Consider the following 21,531-nt stretch of genomic DNA (forward strand, 5'->3'; position numbering starts at 1 on the left):
TTACACCCTCTTCTTTGTTAATTTAAGTAATACTTTGCTCAAGCTTTCTTCCGTAAGATCCTCTGCATCAGCAAAATCTGATACCGTAAAAGCAGACTCTGTTGTCGGTTTATTTATAAGTTGACGAAGGTGCCTCAACATACCATCTGCTATCAATTGAATTTTTAATTTAGAAAACTGTTCTCTACTATACAACCAAACAAAATGTAACTTTTCATCTTTCACCATTCCAATAACATCAATTAGATGAGATGGTTTGGAATCTGGAGCATGATCTAAAAATGTAAATCCTGTCTCTTGCATAAACAAAGATTCCCTTGAGAAAACCTGATCAAATTGGCCCAAATAGTTAAAACTTATTGAAGGCTTTTGCTGATAAAACGGAAGTAATCCTTTATTCAAGTAACGTAAAATACCATAGTCAACTCCACGATTCGGAATTCGACGCAATTGTTCTTTGACAGCCTTTAACCCTTCAATAGGTGTTTGAGTTCCTTGAAAATTGAGATGAACGGGATAAATACTCGTGAACCAGCCCACTGTCCTTGATAAATCAATACCTTCAATTACCTCTTCTCTTCCGTGTCCTTCTAGATGAATAGAAACCGTTTGCTGATTTGTACAATCGACGATAGCTTGTCCTAATGCCGTTAATAGTACCTCATCAATCCTTGTCTTATGAGTTACTGGAACTTCGTGTAACAATTCATGTGTTTCTTCTATTCCTAAAGTCCCTGTCACTTGATCAATCGATTCTTCTGTTGTTTTTTGTATTGGATAGTCCATTGGAATTTTCATCGTTTCTTTTTCTACTTGTTCATTCCAATAATCTTGTACTTCTTTCGAAATACCCGAATCACTGTACGTCTGGAGTCGTTCAGACCATTCTTTAAAAGAAGTACTTTTCGCAGGTAAGCGAACTTCTTGACCTTGTTTCATCTGGTTATATACCGTCTGTAAATCTTCCAATAGAATCCTCCATGATACTCCATCTACTACTAAATGATGAATCACCCAGAATATTCGATCATTTCCAGTCAAGTTATCCTCAAAGTACACTACTCTCATTAACGGACCAGTAACTAGATTGAAACTAGCTTGATTAATGTTCATCTCTTCTTGTATTATTGTATTCCACTCTTTTTCATTAACTTGATTCCGTTTTACAACATGGAGTACTGACAGCTCATCAGTCCCTTCATTTCTCTGCCTCCACGTTCCGTTTGGTAACTGTTTGTACCGGAAACGTAAAGCATCATGATGTTTGAGTAAATTTAATATCGCTCCCTCTAGTAACTTCACATCCAATCTTTCTTTTACTCTTAATAGCATTGATTGATTCCAATGCTCCAGATGTGGATGTTCTTGCTCGAAGAACCAACACTGAATTGGAGTAAGAGACACATCACCTATCACAATTCCCTGCTCCGCTTGTACTCCCTGCGTTTTTATAGCCACTTGTGCCAGCTCAGCGATAGTTGGGCATTCAAACATTTGCTTTGGAGTAAGTTTTAACCCCACTTGACTTGCTTGAGATATGATTTGAATACTGAGAATCGAGTCGCCACCAATTTCAAAGAAATTATCATAGATTCCCACCTTTTTAACACCTAATACTTGCTTCCAAATGGTAGTCAGTATCTGTTCGTTACTATTCCGAGGGCCAACAGATTCACTATTAATCTGCTTTTCCTCCGGCATAGGTAAGGCCTCACGATCAACTTTACCGTTAGCTGTAAGTGGAATAGCTTCCATCACCACAAATCCCGAAGGAACCATATAACTTGGTAGTTTCGCTTTAAGATACTCTCTCCACGCATCTACATTTCCATCTCCTACAACATATGCTACTAATCTTTTATCGCCTGGCTGATCTTCTCTTACAATTACAACTGCCTCTTTTACAGATGCATATGTATGTAAAGTAGACTCAATCTCCCCAATCTCAATTCGGAAACCACGTATTTTAACCTGATGATCAATTCTTCCACGATAATCCAGATTTCCATCTGGCAAATACCTCGCTAAGTCTCCTGTCCGGTATAATTTTGCTTTCGGATCACTACTAAATGGATGAGATATAAAACGCTCTGCTGTTAATTCAGGTCTATTTAAATACCCACGTGCTAATCCTGCCCCACCAATATAAAGTTCACCATCAACACCTATAGGAACAGGTTGTTGATAAGTGTCTAGTATATACACTTCTAAATCGGGAATCCGCTTGCCAATATTACTTCTTGAAGCATGCTGCACATCATCTAGAGTAATTGGATAATATGTAACATGAACGGTAGTTTCTGTAATTCCATACATATTAATTAACTGTGGTTTTTTCTCTCCATACCTTTGAAACCACGGTAACAAGCTAGTAGGTTCTAATGCTTCTCCGCCAAATATGACATAACGCAGCTGCAAATTTTTATTCTTATCTTCTTGTTCACACATTTGTATTAATTGTCGAAATGCGGAAGGTGTCTGATTTAGAACTGTGACTTCTTCCTCCACCAATAATTGATAAAAATCCTTAGGTGATCGACTAATCCAGTACGGAACAACAACTAATTTTCCACCATATAATAATGCTCCCCAAATTTCCCATACTGAGAAATCAAATGCATAAGAATGAAAAAGCGTCCAAGTGTCTTTTTCATTAAACTGATACCAACAATCCGTTGATTTAAATAACCGAATGACATTGTGATGCTCTATCATAACACCCTTTGGATTCCCCGTTGATCCCGAAGTATAGATCACGTATGCTAAATTTCGGGAACTGACATCAGAAACCGGTAAAGTCTTACTTTCTTTCCCAATCTCATCTTGATCACGATCCAGGCAAATCGACTCAACATTTTCTGGTAACCATTTCAATTCTTTTAAACTTTCTTGCGTTACGAATAACTGAATGCTAGCATCTTCTAAAATATATTGAAGTCGCTGCTCTGGATATGTTGAATCAAGTGGAACATAAGCCCCACCAGCCTTCAAAATCCCTAAAATACCTACAATCATTTCGAGGGAACGTTCAACGCACAGTCCAACTAAAGTATCAGGTCTTACTCCCTTTTTCTGCAAATAATGAGCTAACTGATTTGCGCGTTCATTAAGCTCCCTATAAGTAACTTTTTCTTTTCCATACGTAACTGCAATATCGCGTGGATAGTTCAACGCTTGCTGTTCGAACAATTCATGAATAGTTACTTGAGATGGGAAATCCAGCTTAGGATTGTTGAACTCAACTAAACTTTTTCTTTTATCTTCATCAGAAATGATTTCGATTTCAGCTACCTTCTGCTTTGGTTTTTCAAAAGTGTTTTCCATTATCGCTAACATCACGTTAAAAAACCGTTTTATCTCTTCCTTAGAAAATAACTCCTCACGATAATCAATATGTACATGTAAAGAGTCAATATCAATTAGATTTTCAATATGCACTGCAAAATCTTGCACCTCTTCATGGTTTGGAATCCATAGTGAGTCACCACTTTCATCACGATCCCTATAATCAATCGTAGTTCCGAAAAGTCTCACATTACTGTTATTCTCTTTATTAATCTGCTTTAATAACAAATCAAATGGATATTTCTGGTGTCTCAATAATTTGCTTTGTTTTCTGGACACCCTACTAATAAATGAAAGTACTTCTTCTTCTGGATCAATATCCATTCTTAAAGGAACTGTACTCACCATCATTCCAATCAATTTTCGCTCCATTTTAGTCATACGATTGCCGTAAGCCATTCCTAAACCAATATCAAGCGATGAGGTCCACCGATACATGGACAACGAGAAAGCAGCAACAAAAAAAGTGTATAAACTATTTTTGTAATCTTCAGAAAATTTTTCTATCTTTCTCTTCAAATACTCCGTTAATATAAATGTCTCACGTGATGCTTTGGTGCTAACTTGGTACGTATTATAAGGCTTCAATCCGGTCACAGATGGCAGTGTTTTAAATTCCTCTAACCAGAATTTTTGATCTTTTTGAAAGCGACTACTATTCAAGTATGTTTGTTCATTAGTCAGAAATTGAACATATGAATTTTCACTTTCGCCTTCCTCATTCTCGTTATACATTTCATAATAATATTTTGCAATCTGCTCAGTAAATATTTGAATTGATAAACCATCCATAATAATATGATGAACATTTCCAAAGACTGCACATTCATTATCGTTTAATTTTATTAAAGCGAAATAGTATAAATTTGAATTAAATAATGTAAACGTTTCTTTTGTTTTCTGCTCAATCCATTCCTCAAGCAAATTTGTATTCTCCACATTACTGAAATCAAAAAACTCAAATTCTTGTTCTTCATGTTTAATAAAATATTGTTTCGGTTCCTGATGCCCATTTTCTTTTAACCTAATGCACAGACCGTCATTTTCACTAATGACGCGATTCACAACTTGGTTTAATTTTGAATAATTCATTTTTCGATGAAGTTTAAATAAAAATCTTAAATTACATATTCCTTTATCAGAATGAATAACTTCTGTATACCATATTCTTCGCTGCGGATGGCTTAATGGATAACATTCCTCATTGGTCATAAAAATCTTCCCTTCAAAAATTATTTGCTCTTATAGGTTCGTGTTTATGTTTAGCCCATAAATATTTCTGCAGTGAAACTCCAATTACTCCAATGATAACAAGCCCAATCCCTCCATAAACATAAAGTTGAGTTACTCCGAACAAATGCACTAATGGGCCACTCATAGCAGGAGAAATAATTAAAACTGCGTTTGTTAAACTGCTTTGAATACCAAATACTCTTCCTACTTGATCTTGATCCGATTCTATTTGTAAAATGACTTGATTAGATACAAGCATCAGCCCACTTCCAATACCAGCGATAAAACTAATTAAATAGGCCAAAACGAAGACCGTACCGGGCGTTATCAAACCAATCCCCCCAAAACCAATTCCCATTAAAACCATACCTCCACATACTACCCAGCCATATTGAAATTGTTTTAATTTCTGAGTTAGTAATGCACCAAGTATTCCGCCAAGACCAATAATAGAAATGATATATCCCATTTTACTTTTATCATGTGGGAATAAGCTCTTAAATAAAGTTGGGAATTGTGAGTCTACTAATTGTAATACTGCCATGGCTATTGTAACAAAAATCATAGTTGATAATATTATCCGATTAGATAACACATAACCCCACCCTTGTACCCAAGCGGTCCAGGTACTTTGTTTTTGCTTTTCAACAAATTCTTTCGATATAGTTTCTTTAAATTTTATTGTGGGTATCAGAACTAAGGTAGCTAATAAACAACTTATAGCTCTTATAATGAGGCAGAACTCTGGTTGAAACCAGCTCAGCAACATGCCCCCTATAAGTGGGCCTACTATCTTGGTACCCTGCTCTACTATTCCGTTGATACTTACTGCTTTAGTAAGCAAATCCGGGGAGACAATCTGTCTTGTTAGTGTTTGCTGTGCAGGATAATAGAAAACAATAAAAATGGAACGAATCATTAATGTCACTAAGAGCCAGTGGATATCTTGTACAAATAAAAGAGCAATCGTTATTAGACCAACCATTAGATTACAGAACATCATAATTGGAATTTTTCTAAAACGATCTGCAATAACACCCGCCCATGAGCCAAAAATAATTCCTGGAAGTGCATATGCAACAGGAATCAATCCAATCATAGTAGGATCTACTTGCCATTCAAACCCAACTATAGTCATAATCGCTAACATATCAATAAAAACACCAAGCATAAGCAATGAATAGGCAGAGAAAACTTGTAAATAAACCCTATTTCCTAATAGGCCTTTTGAATCAATAGTTTTCATAAAAGCAAGCTCCTTAGGTTACTAATATAAACACCTTTGCGTATAAGTTACCCCTTTATTAAACCTAATTAATCATTATAAAGATTTCACCTAGAATTTAACTTTGTCAAAACCTAGACTAATCTCAAGGTTTAGCGTATTTTAAATAGTCAGATAAATTCGAGTGCATCTATTTCTTTGTCTTTATATCAACTGTTACAAAATAGACCTTTACCTTAAACTAAAAACAGTTAAACATTAACTTAATATAACCATTTACAGTTGTTGCACATTCAATTCACATCCTTTTTAAAGTTGGCTTTTTTCTATCTCAAATACTATCACACAAATATTTCACCTACTATATTCATAAAGTTGAAATATTTGAATCAGAAAATTCGGATAAAAAACCAAATCCACAAATTATAACAAACTATTATTTAGTTATATTTTCATTTTATAGATAGCTTTAACCATAAGAATATTAAGAATTAAGTTTTTTAATTTTATTAACATAATAGTTTATAGAGACTATAAATCCTACTAAATAAAAAGGTACATATACAATAAAGTATATGTACCTTTCCCTATCCTACATATTTTCTATTCAAATTAATCTCAATAACTAAAATAGATATTAAAAATATAATACTAACAATTACTAATGCACTCATAACAAAGATTGAATAATATATAGTATTGATTTTTTTACATTTACTACCTATTTAACTTATTGGACATTACTGCTTCAAAAAAATTACACATTATACGCAATCGGGATAAATCCCCAAAATATGATTTGACTATGTTATTATATAATATTGTTATGAATATATTTTAAGGTAATGTAACATCAGTTTTTCTATAAAAGGACTTAATTTTTATGTAGTACGAATTTATTTAGTAATATAATATATTAATTTAGGTATAAGAATGTTTAAAGATCACCTATTTCCGTAGGTGATCTTTTCTTGTGATACTGCATTTGTGCACTACTGTAGAAATATATCGTAGATACACTTTATTTGCTAAATTTTTAGTTCTTTCCATTTATTAAAAAACATAGCTTAATACAATTAATATCATATTTGTTAAATTGCAAACAATTATTTTGTCTTCTGTACAGGCAAACTACTAAAAATCAATTCAGCAACTTTTACATATCCTTTTGAGTTTGGATGAATCAAATCCGTAGACCAAAGCGTATTATCATTTACTAAATGATGATTCCAAAAATCAACATGATGAAGCTTATACTCTCTACTCAATGAAAGTATAATTTCATTTGCCTCTAATAATTGTTCTTTTAACACTTGTTTTTTTTCAGAAGAAAAAGGAAGCCGAACTGTAAAATCTGGAAGGCTTGCAATAATAATATCAGCATCTGTTTTACTTAATGTATCTATCATAAATTCCATATCGTTCTTATATGCTTGATGATCCCAACGTCCTTTTAAAACATCGTTTGCACCTGCAATTATACTAACCAAATCTGGATTAAACGTTAATGCCTTTTCCAATTGCTGTGAGCGAATTTCTTTAGTTACTAACCCACGCTTTGCAAAATTAGCATATTCTATATCGTTTACACAGAGTTGAACAAAATGATCTATCCAGCTTTTTAATTCTATTCCCTCAACTTCATCCCCTATGCCCTCTGTAAAACTATCACCAATCGATACAAATCGCTTCCACATATCTATTCCCCCTTTTTATTATTCATATCTATACTATACATTAGCTCACAATGTAATTGTTCTTTCTAAATGTTTTTGATTTCAATTATATTCCACTTTATTATATTTACATTTAGAATCCAAAATTGACCGATTCCTAAGTATACTTAGGAATCGGTCATATTCATATATTTACTAAAGAAATGAAGTTAAACTTTAATCAGTAGAGGTTTTCTTCATCCCTCACTGATTATTAGTTGAACCAATTGGGCTTTTACGGACAGTTAATTTCCCACCTAACTTCTTTGCTCTCGCTGAATTTTGAAGTGAGGGATCTTACTGTCCGGCAAATAGCGGGATATAATCCCTCTAGGTATTATACTTTTTTCAAAAAATTTGAAGTTCTTTGTTTTGCCCAGTTGATACATTTCTTTTCGATTAAATGATACGAAACTATAGAAAAAAGTAGTGTCATTGTAATGCACAAAGTAAGAAGGAAAAAGATAGGTATCTTTGTATACAAAAGTTTAAATAGTACCATCATGATTGGAAAATGACACAAATAGATACTGTATGAAATTTCTCCTAAGTATACAAACACACTCTTATTTAAAAGTATTTTTACTTTTAGGTTACTCATAACCATTATAATAAATATACTAATCCCCATTACGACACCCCAATCTTTTAATAAGAAAGTAGTATCATTACGGGAAAAACCATAAATTAAAATGGAATATAAATATAGAATAATTCCTAAGGCAATAAGAAATCCTTTTTTAAATTTTTTCATATTCCTATATGAGTAGATAAGTTTTTCCTGATGCTTAAAAAGTAACATTCCAACCATAAACATAGATGTAAAATGCAGTGTATCGGCATAACCATTATAAAATCCTTCAGCTTTCCCAATATGCAACATATTAAGAAAAACACTAATTAAAGAAAAGCTCAAAGCAAATAGTATCGTTTTCTTCCAATTCAGTTTATAAAAAAGAAGGAATAACAAAGGAAACACAATAGATATACGCATTTCTTGAGCCAATGACCAAATAACTGGATTATAATTTTCCGTAAAAAAGTTATTAAGAAGCACAAAGTGGTTTATAATATCTAATTTTGTTATAGACCCTTGCCACCTATCATAGAACCAATCCCGTAGTCCTACCACTTCATATGGCGAAAATAAAATAAATAAAACAAAGGTAACGATTATCCAAAAATAATAAGGAATATAGATTCTTACAAATCTCTTAATTAAATATCCCCAATAATTTGTTTTTGAATGATAAAGTGCCATAGATAACACAAAACCACTTAGTACATAAAAAACGATAACAGCTTCCCCACCCGCCCATAAAAACCTAAGCGGGGAAAATTTAATAGAATTAGGCAACGATGGTAGCATTAAACAAAAATGTCCAAATACCACAGTAAGTGCCGCTAACCCTCGTATGGAATCTAATTCTTTTATTCTCTTACTCATAAAATGTTCTCCTTGTAAATTGTAGATTTTGCTTTTCATAAAGGTCACTATGCAAATGTAGTGGGAGAATTGTACATATTGTTTATTTAAATTCCTAATATAAGCAGTACAAAGTTAATTTGACCTCCACTTCTTTATATACATAATTTAAAACAAAATATTTAATACAAAGAAAAGATTTTATTAAATTTTTATAAAGTGAAACTTTAATCAGTGGGGGTCTTACTGCCCGTTAATGCGGGATAAAATCTAATTACAGTAATACTTACCGGATATTATTTTTTTATTGTCATTTGATGGAATAATGGGTGGTTTTTCATCATGTAACTTTATTAAACTAACCTTGCACCAAAATCCTTTAAATCGAAAGATTCATAATAAACGCCATCCTTTCTGTATATTTCTACAAAAAGAATAGCGTTTTTGGGGTATATGGATACAAATTTATTTTAGCTTGATAGAAATACAAAAAGTTCCGAAGGACCAAATTTGAAAAGTAATACAATCTTTCATTCCAAACTATCCACATAAGAATCTATAATACTTTGAAACGTTTTGTTTCAGACTAATATTTAGTTGTATCCTATAAAATTAGCTTTTTACTATATCAACCGTACTATCCCACATACCGCTAAAAAAAGATCCTATGTTACGCATAAAACGTGTAAACCAATTCGCTTGTTCTATATCAGATTTTGTTACAAGGTCTACTTGTAATGATTTACCTGATAAGAACCCAGGATCTGTACTATCTTTAGGCGAGATAATCATTTTACTAATTGTTACACCTTTTTTAATAGGTGCTTCTTGTTCTTCATTCAATACTTTAAATTCCTCTTTATATACGTCTTTGTTGCTCTTTAGCATTGGAAGTGAAATAGCTTGCTTCGTTTGAACTACTACATCTTTGTCTTTTGCATTTGCTACTCTCACTGTTTCATGCCCGTTTACTACTGAATCTTTTTCATAGAGCTTCTTCACTTTGAAATTCGCAAATCCATAATCATATAATTTCTTTGTTTCATCAAAACGTGCTGTATGAGAGTTTGCTTTTATCACTACAGATATTAGACGCATACCGTTTCTTTCTACTGTACCAGTGAAACAATCACCGGCTTCTGGAGTAGTTCCTGTTTTCAAACCATCTACACCTTCGTATTCCTTAATTAGACCTTTTAACATCGAATTAAAGTTCACCATATCAATTGGATACTTACCACCCTGTTGGAATGTTTTTTTAGGGATTTTTGCTGTATCTAATATTTTCGGGAAATCTTGAATAAGACGTTGCGCTAAAATTGCACAATCTTTTGCAGACATTTTATTTTTCTCGTCTGGAGTTGTCCCTTCTGGGTGATGTCCTTTTAAATCTTGGTTTGTTAAACCTGTAGAGTTTACAAATTTATAATTTTTCATTCCAAACTCTTTTGACTTATCATCCATCATTTTTACGAAATTGACTTCTTTTCCAGCAATCTCTTCAGCTAAAGCAATTGTCGCACCGTTTGCAGAGTAAATTGCCATTGCCTCATATAACTCTTTGACCGTATAAGAGCCACCATTTTCTAACGGAACGTTTGATAATGATCGATCTTGCGAAATCTTATATGCATATTCAGAGATTTTAACTTTTTGATCCCATTTAAGTTTTCCTTTCTCCACCGCTTCATGAACTAAATATTCACTCATCATTTTTGACATACTAGCAATTGCTAATAATTCATCTGCATTTTTTTCATATAAAATTTTTCCGGAATTTGCTTCTACTAAAATTGCTGATCCTGCTTCTACGTCTATGGCAGGAACTGTTTCCGCTGTCGCTCTTCCAGATGTAACAACTATGCTACAAAATAGTGTAAGCACTGTTATTATTACAATAAATCTCTTGCAAAACATATCTTTCACTTCTGTTACCTCCAATATCTTTGTACTCAAAAAAAACGTTATTTTAACATAATCCTTCAAAAAATAGACAACGTTATCAAATTCTAAATATAAGACATTAGGACCACTTTCATATAGAACATCTCATCCCACCCTTTTAGACAGACTGACACTTAGTACCCACACTTTTAACACCTTTGTATTTTTCAAAATGATTCGCACTTTCATATTTTTTAGGATTACACTTAATAGACAATATAAGTAATACATTTGTTCCGTATTTACAAAAAATAAAACCAGTGTGTCCTGATTAAATATCGGGGCACACTGGCAGCTAAACATTCGTTTATTAGCTATCAAGGATTTTAATTATTTAATTCAGCTATTCGCTATACTCATACTAGAGATGAATTTTCCTTAGTCTAGACTATTAATTTTTTATAATAAAAAACTACATCCTATATAGAATGTAGTTTATTTCACAGACCTATCTATTTTTTACTTCCTTTTTATAAAAATCATATAATAGTTTAATAGATGAGCTAGATAATATAGGCATTGCCTTCTCAACTAATTCTCTATTCCAATCAAACCAACGCATTTCCATCAGCAGATTCATTTCTGTATCAGTGAACCGCTTCTTTATTTCCTTAGCAGGATTTCCACCAACTATTGTATACGGCGGAACATCTTTACTTACGACAGATCCTGCTGCAACGATTGCACCTTCACCGATTGTAACGCCAGGCATAATAATAGCATTCATTCCAATCCAAGCATCACTTTTAATGACTGTATCACCCTTCGGTTCATATGAATGTTCAATTTGCTCAGCGAATGGATATACTGTAATCCATTCTGCGTGATGATTATGATTACCGCCCATTAAAATGACTACTCCACTAGCAATACAAACATAATTCCCAATAATGAGTTTATCAAGATGCCATCCCATCTGTTCAATTGGATTGAAAAGTGTTCGGGACTTAGCATCTCCCCACAAATACCTTACACAGCCATCTTCAAAATTTTGATGACCATAATAACCTGAATAATAGGAGTACTCTCCTACCTCAATGAGTGGATTTGTTACTATATCTTTTAAATACTTCGTTTCTGACCAATGATTATATAATGGATGCTTCATAACTTTATTCCTCGCTTCTAAGTATTGTAGATCTTTGTAATTTACTTAGAAGCTTAATACGACTGCTACATTTTTTAGCTTTCTCAAACGATGAATCATTATATTCAAGCCTTTCTTTTATAATAAAAAAATCATGACGTGATAAATTACATAAGTCAAATTGTAAAATTATGTACTGAAACTTAGAGTGTGAATTGAAATTTAACATTAAAACAATCGAGTTTTCAAATAACAAATCCCAATTACATATGATAAAGATTTCTTAACTATACATCTAACTTCTTTCCTGTATTAGCCGTAACTTCCTCGATATAGTCCTATTACATTTTAATTTGTCTGATAAATCAATACATGTTAATATGATTATAGAAGATATTATCATCCATTAGATTTCACAGCTAGTTTTTCACAAAAACGATTTCTGAATCCTTAAGTAAATAGGAGGTTTAGAACATGAAAATTTTAAGGCAATCAACAATTATTGGTGCATTAACTGTTGGAGGATTTTTATTTTCGAATACAATTGCTACACTCCCACCTGTGTCTGCTGAATCTCAACTTACACAAAAAGAATCACGATTTTTAGATAATTGGCAGTGGCAAAGCTATTTTTTATTACATCATAATGCAGATTTTATAGAAGAGTTAGCAGTTGGTGACTTAAAACATGGAGATACATTCGATGTTACTATATTTACTGGTGGTAAAGATACTGGTATTGTAAAAATATATCAATTGAGTGGAAATGAAAATGATGAAATAAACTTGCATAGATATAAAACCATTTATGACTCGGGTTTGAAACATAATTATGGTAGATTTGTAACACCTATTACTAAGGCTTATAATCCTGGAACATATGTAGCTGTTATGAAACTTGGAGAAAATTATTATTATGGAGGCAGCTTTAAAATCTCAAAATAATTAAATCTCATCAAAAAATATTTGATACTATTTTTATTGGACAAAAACCATTTTAAAAGCTCCTCTACCTTATATAAGATAGAGGAGCTTTTTGATTATTTGCCCTTTTTAAGGTTAAAAAAATGCTTACTCTCTTTATAAATTTGCATTTTTATTCAATAACTATTTCGAGTTCTTTAAGTTCTACAAATAAAATATGCAATAGTGCATATTTTATTTGTTCACTCTTTAAAAATGCGATAATTTGTTTATAAAAATATTTAAAATTAGTATTGGAAGGAGAATATTACATGTCTTTCTATTCTTGGTCTCCTCTTATTTTCTTAATAGTTGTTGCAATTAGCATTTCTATTCAAAAGTCTAAGAAACAATAATTGATTATTTGGAGGTGTAAAGATGTCATTTGCAGCATGGGGTGCAATTTTTATGACTTTAATCGGAGCAATAACTGGAGCAGCCTTTGGTACAATATCCTCTAGAAATAAAAGCAAGAATTAAATACTAACGTAAAAATGAATTTCTAATAAAACGCTATACAAAAAGTAGCCTATAAAGTTTTATAGGCTACTTTTCATTTCATTACTATTATTTAGCCAATTCCTTCGTACCTTTCATTACATCAATGAAGAACCCCCAGTTATTCACAACAGAAGAAATACTAATATGTTCATCTGGAGTGTGAACATTGAATATATCTGGACCGAATGAAATTGCATCTAATTCAGGCATCTTTTGAACGAATGCACTACATTCAATACCTGCATGCACTGCAAAGATTTCAATCTCTTTATTATATTTTTCTTGATGCACTTTTTCAAACAAATTACGAATTTGTGAGTTCGGATTGTATGGCCATTCTGGATACTCTGACTCTATTTCAAATGTTGCACCAACTAACTCGGCGATACATTTAATCTCATCTGCAACATGTCGTTTTAAACTACTTACAGAACTTCTCACTTCGTTACGTAATTTAATTTCATCTTGCAACGTTTCAATAACGCCTAAATTTGTTGAACTTTCTACTAGACCTTTAATATCCAAGCTCATACTTTGAATGCCGTTTGGAATTAAGAATAATGATGAAATAAGTTGCTTTTGTGTCTCTTTAGCAAATACTTTTTCTACTTTTTCATCCAATTTTGTAAGTGTAACATGAACATCTGGATCAACAGCACGCATTTCTTCTTGTAATACTCTTGTCCAAGATTCTAGTTTTTCTTCCACTTTCTCTACATCTTCTGTACGTAATACAATTGTAGCTACACTTTCACGCGGAATTGCATTTGTTTTTAATCCGCCGTGAACTTCACTTATTTCAAATTGAATATTTGCTAATAAATCACGTAATACTCGTCCTAATACTTTGTTCGCATTACCACGTTGTTTATCAATTTCCATACCAGAATGTCCGCCTTTTAAACCACCAACATATAGACGGTATGCATCCGTATTCACTGGCGCTTCATCCCATATTACTGGAATTGTTTCTACAGCTTTCGCACCACCTGCGCTACTTACAAGTAATTTATGATCTTCTTCAGAATCGATATTTATAAAAATCTTTCCTTCAAAGTGATTTGCATCAACAGCGAAAGCTCCGCCCATTGTCGTTTCTTCTTCAGTAGTAATAACTACTTCAAGTGCTGGATGCGGAATGTCTTTTGCATCTAATAGAGCTAATGCATACGCAACTGCAATACCATTATCAGCACCTAAAGTCGTTTGATTTGCATATAACATGTCCCCAATGATTCGTAATTCAATTGGATCTTTTTCAAAATCATGTACGGTTGCTTGATTTTTTTCACATACCATATCCATATGACCTTGAATGATAATAGCTGGTACATTTTCATAGCCAGCAGTTGCGTCTTTTTTAATAATGACATTCATTGCTTCATCTTGAATCACTTCTAAGTTACGCTCTTTTGCAAAGCCCACTAAATAATCACTAATTTCTTTTTCATTACCCGATCCTCTAGGAATCTTTGAAATTTCTGCAAAATGATAAAATACAGGGTGCTTTGTTAATTGTTCTAAAGTAGAATACATTTTTAAGCTCCTCTCAAAATGACAAAATAATATGTAAGTCTTTTATCATTATACCATGATTCATTATTTTACCTTTCTTTTAACTTTTTAATATATTGTTCATTTTATGGACAACACTCTTACAACATTGTAAGGGGGTTGTAATCTAAATCGATTTTTCTCATTTCATAATAGCCGTATACTGTGTAAAGAAACAAATTGAAGGAGATAAAGAAAATGAAAAGGTTTTTAGCGATTATTACACTATGTTTATTATTTTCTAGTTTTACTATTGGATGTGAAAGAGCATCATTAAATCGCATTGGTAAAGATGTATATTACGTACAGATACAAGGCGAAGGAACTATCGAAAAAGTTGAAGGTAAAAACTTAAGAAACTACACACTGCCTGCTTATGACGAAGACGGAGTAAAAAAACAAATTACATTTAGAAGTAAGAAAGCATCAAACGAACATAAATTAAATGAAAATGCATTTTTATGTCTTTATGTAGATCAAGATGATAAGAGTAAAAATGAAATATCATCAATTGAAGTGAAGTCATATGAAGAGGTTCAGGAAGCTGACTTACCTGCAAAAGTAAAAGAAAAGTTAAATGCTAAATAAAAAACAAAAGAAAATGCACTATGCATTTTCTTTTGTTTTTTTCACTCGTATATATTTTGAACCGCTATTATTCATCAGTTTCTCTAAACGATTTATATTTTCTGTTAATGCACCTTTCACAAGAGAGAAATCTGTATTTGGTTCTTCTTTTTTTTCTTTAAAAAATGAAGACTTTTGTACATTTATTTCAGCCATCTCTTCTCCCCCTTTTCAAAAAGATACAATCTTCTATTTATATTATATCGCAAATGTACGCAGCATGTACAAGTATCATTTTCTTTTTAATTCTTCTTCTAACTCTTCTACTTGCTGTAATGTATCTCCTTTTATTAACGAGAAATCTGTTGTATCTTCATTATCTTCTTTAAAAAAATCATTGTCATAATCTTTTATCACTACAATCACCTCTACGTGCTAGTGTAGGAATGATTGTCCGATTTTATACAAGTTTGTCTAAATTCGCTTTACCTTTATGTATAAGTGAAAAGGACAGAAGAAAATCCTGTCCTTATTTACTAAAATAACTATGATGTATTGTTAAATTATATACATTTTCAAAATCTCGATCTTGCAGATTATTTTTCTTCCCATCAATAACAATGAAAACATCACTCACAGTTTTTGCTGGTATAATGCCGACATTTTCTACTTGTACCGCTTTCTGCTCATTTAACTGCTCAATGTGTTCAAACGGAACGATAATACTAAATTGAGAACGGATACCGCGAAAGTTAGTATTTAATTCCTTTGCCGCTTCAAATACAACAATTTTCGCACCAATCTTTTCCCCATACGAATCTAAAAATGCGTTTAAGCTTTTTGTATACTCTTCTTCCGTATGCCATTCCATTGTACCGAACATTGCTGGATTGACATTTTGAATAATTGTTGTATATATTTCCCCTCTTGCTTTAGAAGCAATTAAAGACCGTTTTATCGATTGAACAGTCTTGCCAATATCGCTAAATTTTGCTCCCCATATTTCGGAAATATTAGGTGTTAAAATAAATGCGATATCAACGAAAATAACCATTGCAGTGAACATTAAAAGGTTTTTCCAGAGGGTTAAATCAATTCCTTTTATCATGAAATACACGGTGACTGATATTATAAACAACCCATACCAAGTCTTTCTAATACGTTGCTTTTTCTCCTCGTACAACTCTTCGTTTCTCCAGTAAAAGAACACAAGAACGAGAAAAACGATTGCTAAAATAAATAAGCCGATTCGAATGTTAGAGATCACCAATGACATCACCCTCCATTCAAAAACTACTCACGATATCATTACATGCACAAGCAGCCCTCTTTATGACAAAAGACGTGGACAAGCTTCTAAATTTAGCAATATCGCATATACATTAGAAGGTACCACGTCTTTTATCATGAATCTACATTGTATATGTAGACAAGCATGCGTTTCAAATTTTCATGTTAAAAAGAAATATGTTTCGGAATTTCCCCTTTTGGTACTTCTCCGTCCATACTTAAATAATAATGACGAATCGGACGTAAATCATCGTCTAATTCATAAACGAGTGGAATGCTCGTTGGAATATTTAATGAAACAACACCATCGCTTGAAAGGTTATCTAAGTATTTCACTAGCGAACGAATCGTATTACCGTGTGATGAAATAATTACCTTTTCACCACTTTTTAATGATGGCGCGATTTCTGAATGCCAATAATCAAGTACTCTTTTCTCCGTATCCACTAAACATTCAGTCAATGGAAACTCACCTTTTTTAAGTGCTTTATATTTTGGATCATTCATTTCATATCTAGGATCATCCTCAGTAAGAGCTGGCGGTCTTACATCAATACTTCTTCTCCAAATATGAACTTGCTCCTCACCATACTTTTTCGCAGTTTCATCTTTATTCAACCCTTGCAATGCACCGTAATGTCTTTCATTTAGCTTCCAAGATTTATGTACTGGTACCCAAGCAAGATCCATCTCATGAAGTACAATCCATAACGTCCGGATTGCTCGTTTTAATACAGATGTATAAGCTACATCAAAAGTATATCCATTTTTCTTTAATATCGCTCCTGCTTCTCTCGCTTCACTTAATCCATTCTCTGATAAATCTACATCTGTCCATCCTGTAAAGCGATTTTCAAGATTCCATAAACTTTGTCCGTGACGAATAAGTACAAGTTTTATCATAATAATTCCCCTCTCGGAAATGTGAATTTTATTGTTCCATTGCGTACACGTATAAAGTATCTAGTAATGTATCTTTTTATCCATTCACTCTATGACCAATCCATAGTTGCCAAATGTATGGATAAAATTTGTTCTTTTTCAAACTATAAAAACAGATATATTTCTTATTATTTCTGATCGATTACAACTTCTCGTTTTGATATCCAAGCATCAAAACCTGATCGACTATTTGCCATTTCATTCATAACTTGATGCCAATTTTCTTCACACGATTCACCAAATTTTGAAAAAATAGCACTCATCTGTTGTCTTTGAACATCGCTCAATTTTTTCTCTAAATCTACACCTATTTCTGTTAAAGATAACTGTTTCACACGGCGATCATGTGTAGCTTCATTACTCTCAGTTAAGCCTTTTTCCACAAGTTGTCGTAGTGGTCCGTGAAGAGCTTGTTTACTTATTTCTAACAGTGATAATAACTCATTTACACTTATCCCTGGAAATCGTGCGATAAAAAATAAAATTCGGTGATGTACTCGTTGTATGCCATACTCTTTTATAATTTCATCTGGCTTTTCAGTAAATGATTTATATGCAAAGTAAAATAATGCTAATGCTTCATTCATCTGTTCTTCTTTATGTTGTGTCATCTACTTTCCCCCTGTATGTAAATTATAACACAATCTAGTATTGAATATTTTAACGAACACATCAGAACTTCTTTAGTTTATTGAAATATTCATTGCAAAATTAGGAGAGGATTCATTTGAAATCGCAATATACTGTAAGTACATATTTATTAGATCGACTAAGCGAATTAGGAATTGAGCATATATTTGGTGTTCCTGGTGATTATAATTTGGCTTTTTTAGATGACGTACTAGCACATGAAAAGCTAAAGTGGATTGGTAATTGTAATGAATTAAATGCGGCATATACTGCTGATGGATATGCTCGTATAAAAGGAATTGCAGCTCTTATTACCACCTTTGGCGTTGGAGAATTAAGCGCCCTTAACGGTGTTGCTGGGTCATACGCAGAAAACGTACCTGTTATAAAAATCACGGGGACACCACCAACAACAGTAATGGAAAATGGAGCACTCGTTCATCATACGTTAGGTGATGGAAAGTTCGATCATTTTTCCAATATGTATAGAGAAATCACGGTGGCACAATCAAAATTAACACCTGAGCATGCCACTGAAGAAATCGATCGTGTGTTACGTGCATGTTGGAGTGAGAAACGCCCTGTTCATATTCAATTACCGATTGATGTGTATAATAAACCAATTAATAAACCTACAGAACCAATTTTACATAAACCAGTTCTAAGTAATAAAGATGCGTTGGATAAAATGCTTCTACATGCGACTTCAAAAATAAACAGTGCCAAAAAACCAGTTATTTTAGCTGATTTTGAAGTGGCTCGTTTTCATGCGGAAGAATATTTGCATCAATTCGTAGAAAAAACTGGGTTTCCTATCGCAACATTAAGTATGGGAAAAGGAATATTCCCTGAACAACACCCTCAATTTATAGGAATTTATACTGGTGATGTTAGTTCTCCATACTTACGAAAAAGAATTGATGAATCTGACTGTATTATTAGTATTGGCGTGAAATTAACTGATACTATTACTGGTGGCTTTACACAAGGCTTTATGAAAGAGCAAGTTATAGAAATCCATCCCTATACTGTGAAAATTATAGATAAAAAATATGGACCCGTTGTAATGAAAGATGTTTTACAACAGTTAAGTGATTTAATCGAACATCGCAACGAGGAAACACTTGAAATTAAGCCCTTTATTTCAGAATTACTATCTATGACAGAAGAGTTCAATCCAAAAGCTCAAATGGTTACACAAAAACGTTTTTGGCAACAAATATACCATTTCTTACAAGAAAACGATGTTTTAATTGCTGAGCAAGGAACACCTTTCTTCGGTAGTGCTGCTATCCCTTTACCAAATAACACTACATATGTAGCACAACCATTATGGGGATCAATTGGTTATACATTACCTGCTCTACTCGGTACACAGCTCGCTGATTTATCGCGACGTAATATTTTAATTATTGGTGATGGTTCTTTCCAATTAACTGTTCAAGAGTTATCGACTATACTTCGTCAAAATTTAAAACCGATTATATTTTTAATTAATAACAATGGATACACTGTTGAACGTGCAATTCACGGCCAAAACGAACCGTATAATGACATACAAATGTGGGATTACACGAAACTAGCAAACACATTCGGATTAGAAGAAAAAAGCCTATCATGTAAAGTGGAAAATGAAACAGAGTTAGCAGAAGTCTTAACTAATATAACTTTAAATAAGAATCAACTTATCTTTATTGAAGTTGTAATGAGTCAAGGGGATCAGCCTGAATTGTTAGCTAAACTCGGTGAAAGATTCGGCAAGCAAAATTCTTAATAAGAAAAGCGTAGCTATAAATGGGCTACGCTTTTCTTATTAAATTTTTATTCCGCAAGCGTTAACTGCCAAGACACACCATATTTATCATTTAACCAGCCAAATTTTTTACTAAATGGATAAGAACCTAAAGGCATTAGTACAGATCCATCCTGCGCTAACTTATGAAAGACCGCTTCAATTTCTTCTTCTGTCTCACAATTTACATAAAGAGACATAGATGGTGTAAATGTAAAACCATGCTTTACATAACTATCAATGCACATGAATTCTTGACCATTTAACGTAAAAGTTGCATGAATGACAGAACCCTCTTTACCTGGTCCGTTTTCATCGTAGCGAGAGATACTTACAATTTCTGATTGATCGAATAGCGACGTGTAAAAGTTCATTGCTTCCTCAGCTTTACCTTCGAACATTAAAAACGTAGTGATTTTTTGATTTGTTTTATTCATATAGAGACCGCCCCTTGTTATGTATTTATGTAAAACATACATCGGCCAGCCAGAAACGAACGTACATTCTTATAAATGTATTGTCTATAAAAAAGATGAGTTTGTCAATTAAATCTCTGTTTATTTCTTCTTAAATAATGCTGTCCAAAGAAATGATTCTCCAAACATAGTATTTGGTTGGTCAATTTGCTTCATCTTTCTAATTTCAATCACTTCAAATTCTTTAAATATCTCTCTTAATTTTTCTTCAGAATATGCAAGTCCACCTTGTAAACTCCACCCTCTATATACGTCCCAATCCGTTATTTCTGATCCATTTCGCTCATCTAAATCACCTGCTGCAAAACATGTTAATCCGAAATAACCACCAGATTTCAATGAGTTTTTAATTAAATCCACATAATTTATTCTTCTATGTGGTGGAATGTGATGCAAACATCCAGAGTCGTATACAAAATCAAATTCCTTTTGAGCCTCTAAATTAAAAATCGAATCACAAATAAATTGAATTCCAATTCCTTTTTCATTTGCTCTATCTTTCGCCCAATTAATGCCCTCTATAGATAAATCCACTGCTGTTACTCCAAATCCTTCAATCGCTAAATAAATAGCATTTCTTCCTGGACCGCATCCAAGTTCCAGCACTTTCCCTCTGGAAATCCATCCTGTTTCTATATATGAAACTGGATTTTCATCTGGAATATTTGCAAAAAACGGAACATCTTTTTCTCTATTCGCATAAAATTCATTCCAAAATGGTTCTGCCGGTCTTAATAATGAATCAAGCATTTTAATAATATCTTCTTGATTGTGCAACGTTTCATTTTTCATTTGTATTCCTCCAAATTTAAATAGTCAGAAAATTATTATATATCTTCTA

17 protein-coding genes are annotated in these 21,531 nt (G+C 32.8%); 3 read left to right on the forward strand and 14 right to left on the reverse strand.

Annotation, left to right across the window (positions count from 1 at the left end):
* The 6 genes from JDS99_RS07495 to JDS99_RS07520 all read right to left on the reverse strand — a co-directional run bounded on the left by JDS99_RS07495 (window position 1) and on the right by JDS99_RS07520 (window position 11,996).
* Window positions 1-4,557, reverse strand: a complete 4,557-nt coding sequence (locus JDS99_RS07495; RefSeq protein ID WP_199694856.1) for a non-ribosomal peptide synthetase — start codon at window positions 4,555-4,557, stop codon at window positions 1-3.
* A 13-nt stretch (window positions 4,558-4,570) separates the two neighbouring features.
* On the reverse strand, window positions 4,571-5,824 hold the full coding sequence (locus tag JDS99_RS07500) for an MFS transporter (RefSeq protein WP_199694857.1): 1,254 nt from the start codon (window positions 5,822-5,824) through the stop codon (window positions 4,571-4,573).
* Window positions 5,825-6,909: 1,085 nt separating this feature from the next.
* Window positions 6,910-7,500: an SGNH/GDSL hydrolase family protein gene (locus JDS99_RS07505; protein ID WP_199694858.1), complete on the reverse strand. Its 591-nt coding sequence runs from the start codon at window positions 7,498-7,500 to the stop codon at window positions 6,910-6,912.
* A gap of 355 nt (window positions 7,501-7,855) precedes the next feature.
* Window positions 7,856-9,004, reverse strand: a complete 1,149-nt coding sequence (locus tag JDS99_RS07510; RefSeq protein ID WP_199694859.1) for an acyltransferase family protein — start codon at window positions 9,002-9,004, stop codon at window positions 7,856-7,858.
* A gap of 552 nt (window positions 9,005-9,556) precedes the next feature.
* A complete protein-coding gene (locus JDS99_RS07515; protein WP_345943221.1) occupies window positions 9,557-10,870 on the reverse strand; it encodes a D-alanyl-D-alanine carboxypeptidase family protein in 1,314 nt (437 codons plus the stop codon).
* Between the two features lie 466 nt (window positions 10,871-11,336).
* A complete protein-coding gene (locus JDS99_RS07520; RefSeq protein WP_088609780.1) occupies window positions 11,337-11,996 on the reverse strand; it encodes a CatB-related O-acetyltransferase in 660 nt (219 codons plus the stop codon).
* A 453-nt stretch (window positions 11,997-12,449) separates the two neighbouring features.
* Between JDS99_RS07520 and JDS99_RS07525 the strand changes: the two genes are divergently transcribed.
* Complete coding sequence (locus tag JDS99_RS07525; protein ID WP_199694860.1) at window positions 12,450-12,920, forward strand: DUF5065 family protein; 471 nt, start codon at window positions 12,450-12,452, stop codon at window positions 12,918-12,920.
* A 585-nt stretch (window positions 12,921-13,505) separates the two neighbouring features.
* Here the strand turns inward: JDS99_RS07525 and pepD are convergent.
* Complete coding sequence (gene pepD, locus JDS99_RS07530) at window positions 13,506-14,975, reverse strand: beta-Ala-His dipeptidase (RefSeq protein WP_199694861.1); 1,470 nt, start codon at window positions 14,973-14,975, stop codon at window positions 13,506-13,508.
* A 216-nt stretch (window positions 14,976-15,191) separates the two neighbouring features.
* On the opposite strand from pepD, the gene JDS99_RS07535 reads away from it, so the two are divergent.
* Window positions 15,192-15,581: a YxeA family protein gene (locus JDS99_RS07535; RefSeq protein WP_060488821.1), complete on the forward strand. Its 390-nt coding sequence runs from the start codon at window positions 15,192-15,194 to the stop codon at window positions 15,579-15,581.
* An 18-nt stretch (window positions 15,582-15,599) separates the two neighbouring features.
* On the opposite strand, the gene spoIISB is transcribed toward JDS99_RS07535, so the two are convergent.
* The 5 genes from spoIISB to JDS99_RS07560 form a co-directional block, all read right to left on the reverse strand.
* On the reverse strand, window positions 15,600-15,776 hold the full coding sequence (spoIISB, locus tag JDS99_RS07540; RefSeq protein WP_046959435.1) for a stage II sporulation protein SB: 177 nt from the start codon (window positions 15,774-15,776) through the stop codon (window positions 15,600-15,602).
* Window positions 15,777-15,851: 75 nt separating this feature from the next.
* The gene (locus JDS99_RS07545) at window positions 15,852-15,977 is read right to left on the reverse strand and encodes a hypothetical protein (protein ID WP_000588712.1); all 126 of its coding nucleotides are present in this window, start codon (window positions 15,975-15,977) and stop codon (window positions 15,852-15,854) included.
* A gap of 112 nt (window positions 15,978-16,089) precedes the next feature.
* Complete coding sequence (locus JDS99_RS07550; protein WP_074650800.1) at window positions 16,090-16,827, reverse strand: type II toxin-antitoxin system SpoIISA family toxin; 738 nt, start codon at window positions 16,825-16,827, stop codon at window positions 16,090-16,092.
* A 188-nt stretch (window positions 16,828-17,015) separates the two neighbouring features.
* Entirely contained in the window at window positions 17,016-17,753 is a 738-nt protein-coding gene (gene gpmA, locus JDS99_RS07555) for a 2,3-diphosphoglycerate-dependent phosphoglycerate mutase (protein ID WP_088122130.1), read from the reverse strand.
* Window positions 17,754-17,920: 167 nt separating this feature from the next.
* Entirely contained in the window at window positions 17,921-18,403 is a 483-nt protein-coding gene (locus JDS99_RS07560) for a MarR family winged helix-turn-helix transcriptional regulator (protein WP_199694862.1), read from the reverse strand.
* Between the two features lie 116 nt (window positions 18,404-18,519).
* Here JDS99_RS07560 and JDS99_RS07565 point away from each other — a divergent pair, with 116 nt between their 5' ends.
* A complete protein-coding gene (locus JDS99_RS07565) occupies window positions 18,520-20,196 on the forward strand; it encodes an alpha-keto acid decarboxylase family protein (protein WP_088609910.1) in 1,677 nt (558 codons plus the stop codon).
* Between the two features lie 47 nt (window positions 20,197-20,243).
* Here the strand turns inward: JDS99_RS07565 and JDS99_RS07570 are convergent, their stop codons facing one another.
* Together JDS99_RS07570 and JDS99_RS07575 are read right to left on the reverse strand one after the other, a co-directional pair.
* Window positions 20,244-20,651, reverse strand: a complete 408-nt coding sequence (locus JDS99_RS07570) for a VOC family protein (protein ID WP_088609911.1) — start codon at window positions 20,649-20,651, stop codon at window positions 20,244-20,246.
* Between the two features lie 120 nt (window positions 20,652-20,771).
* Window positions 20,772-21,482, reverse strand: coding sequence for a class I SAM-dependent methyltransferase (locus tag JDS99_RS07575; protein ID WP_199694863.1), 711 nt, complete (start codon window positions 21,480-21,482; stop codon window positions 20,772-20,774).
* Window positions 21,483-21,531: the final 49 nt, after the last annotated feature.

Origin of the sequence: Bacillus cereus group sp. N6, from assembly GCF_016483705.1 — a bacterium.
GTDB lineage: Bacteria > Bacillota > Bacilli > Bacillales > Bacillaceae_G > Bacillus_A > Bacillus_A wiedmannii.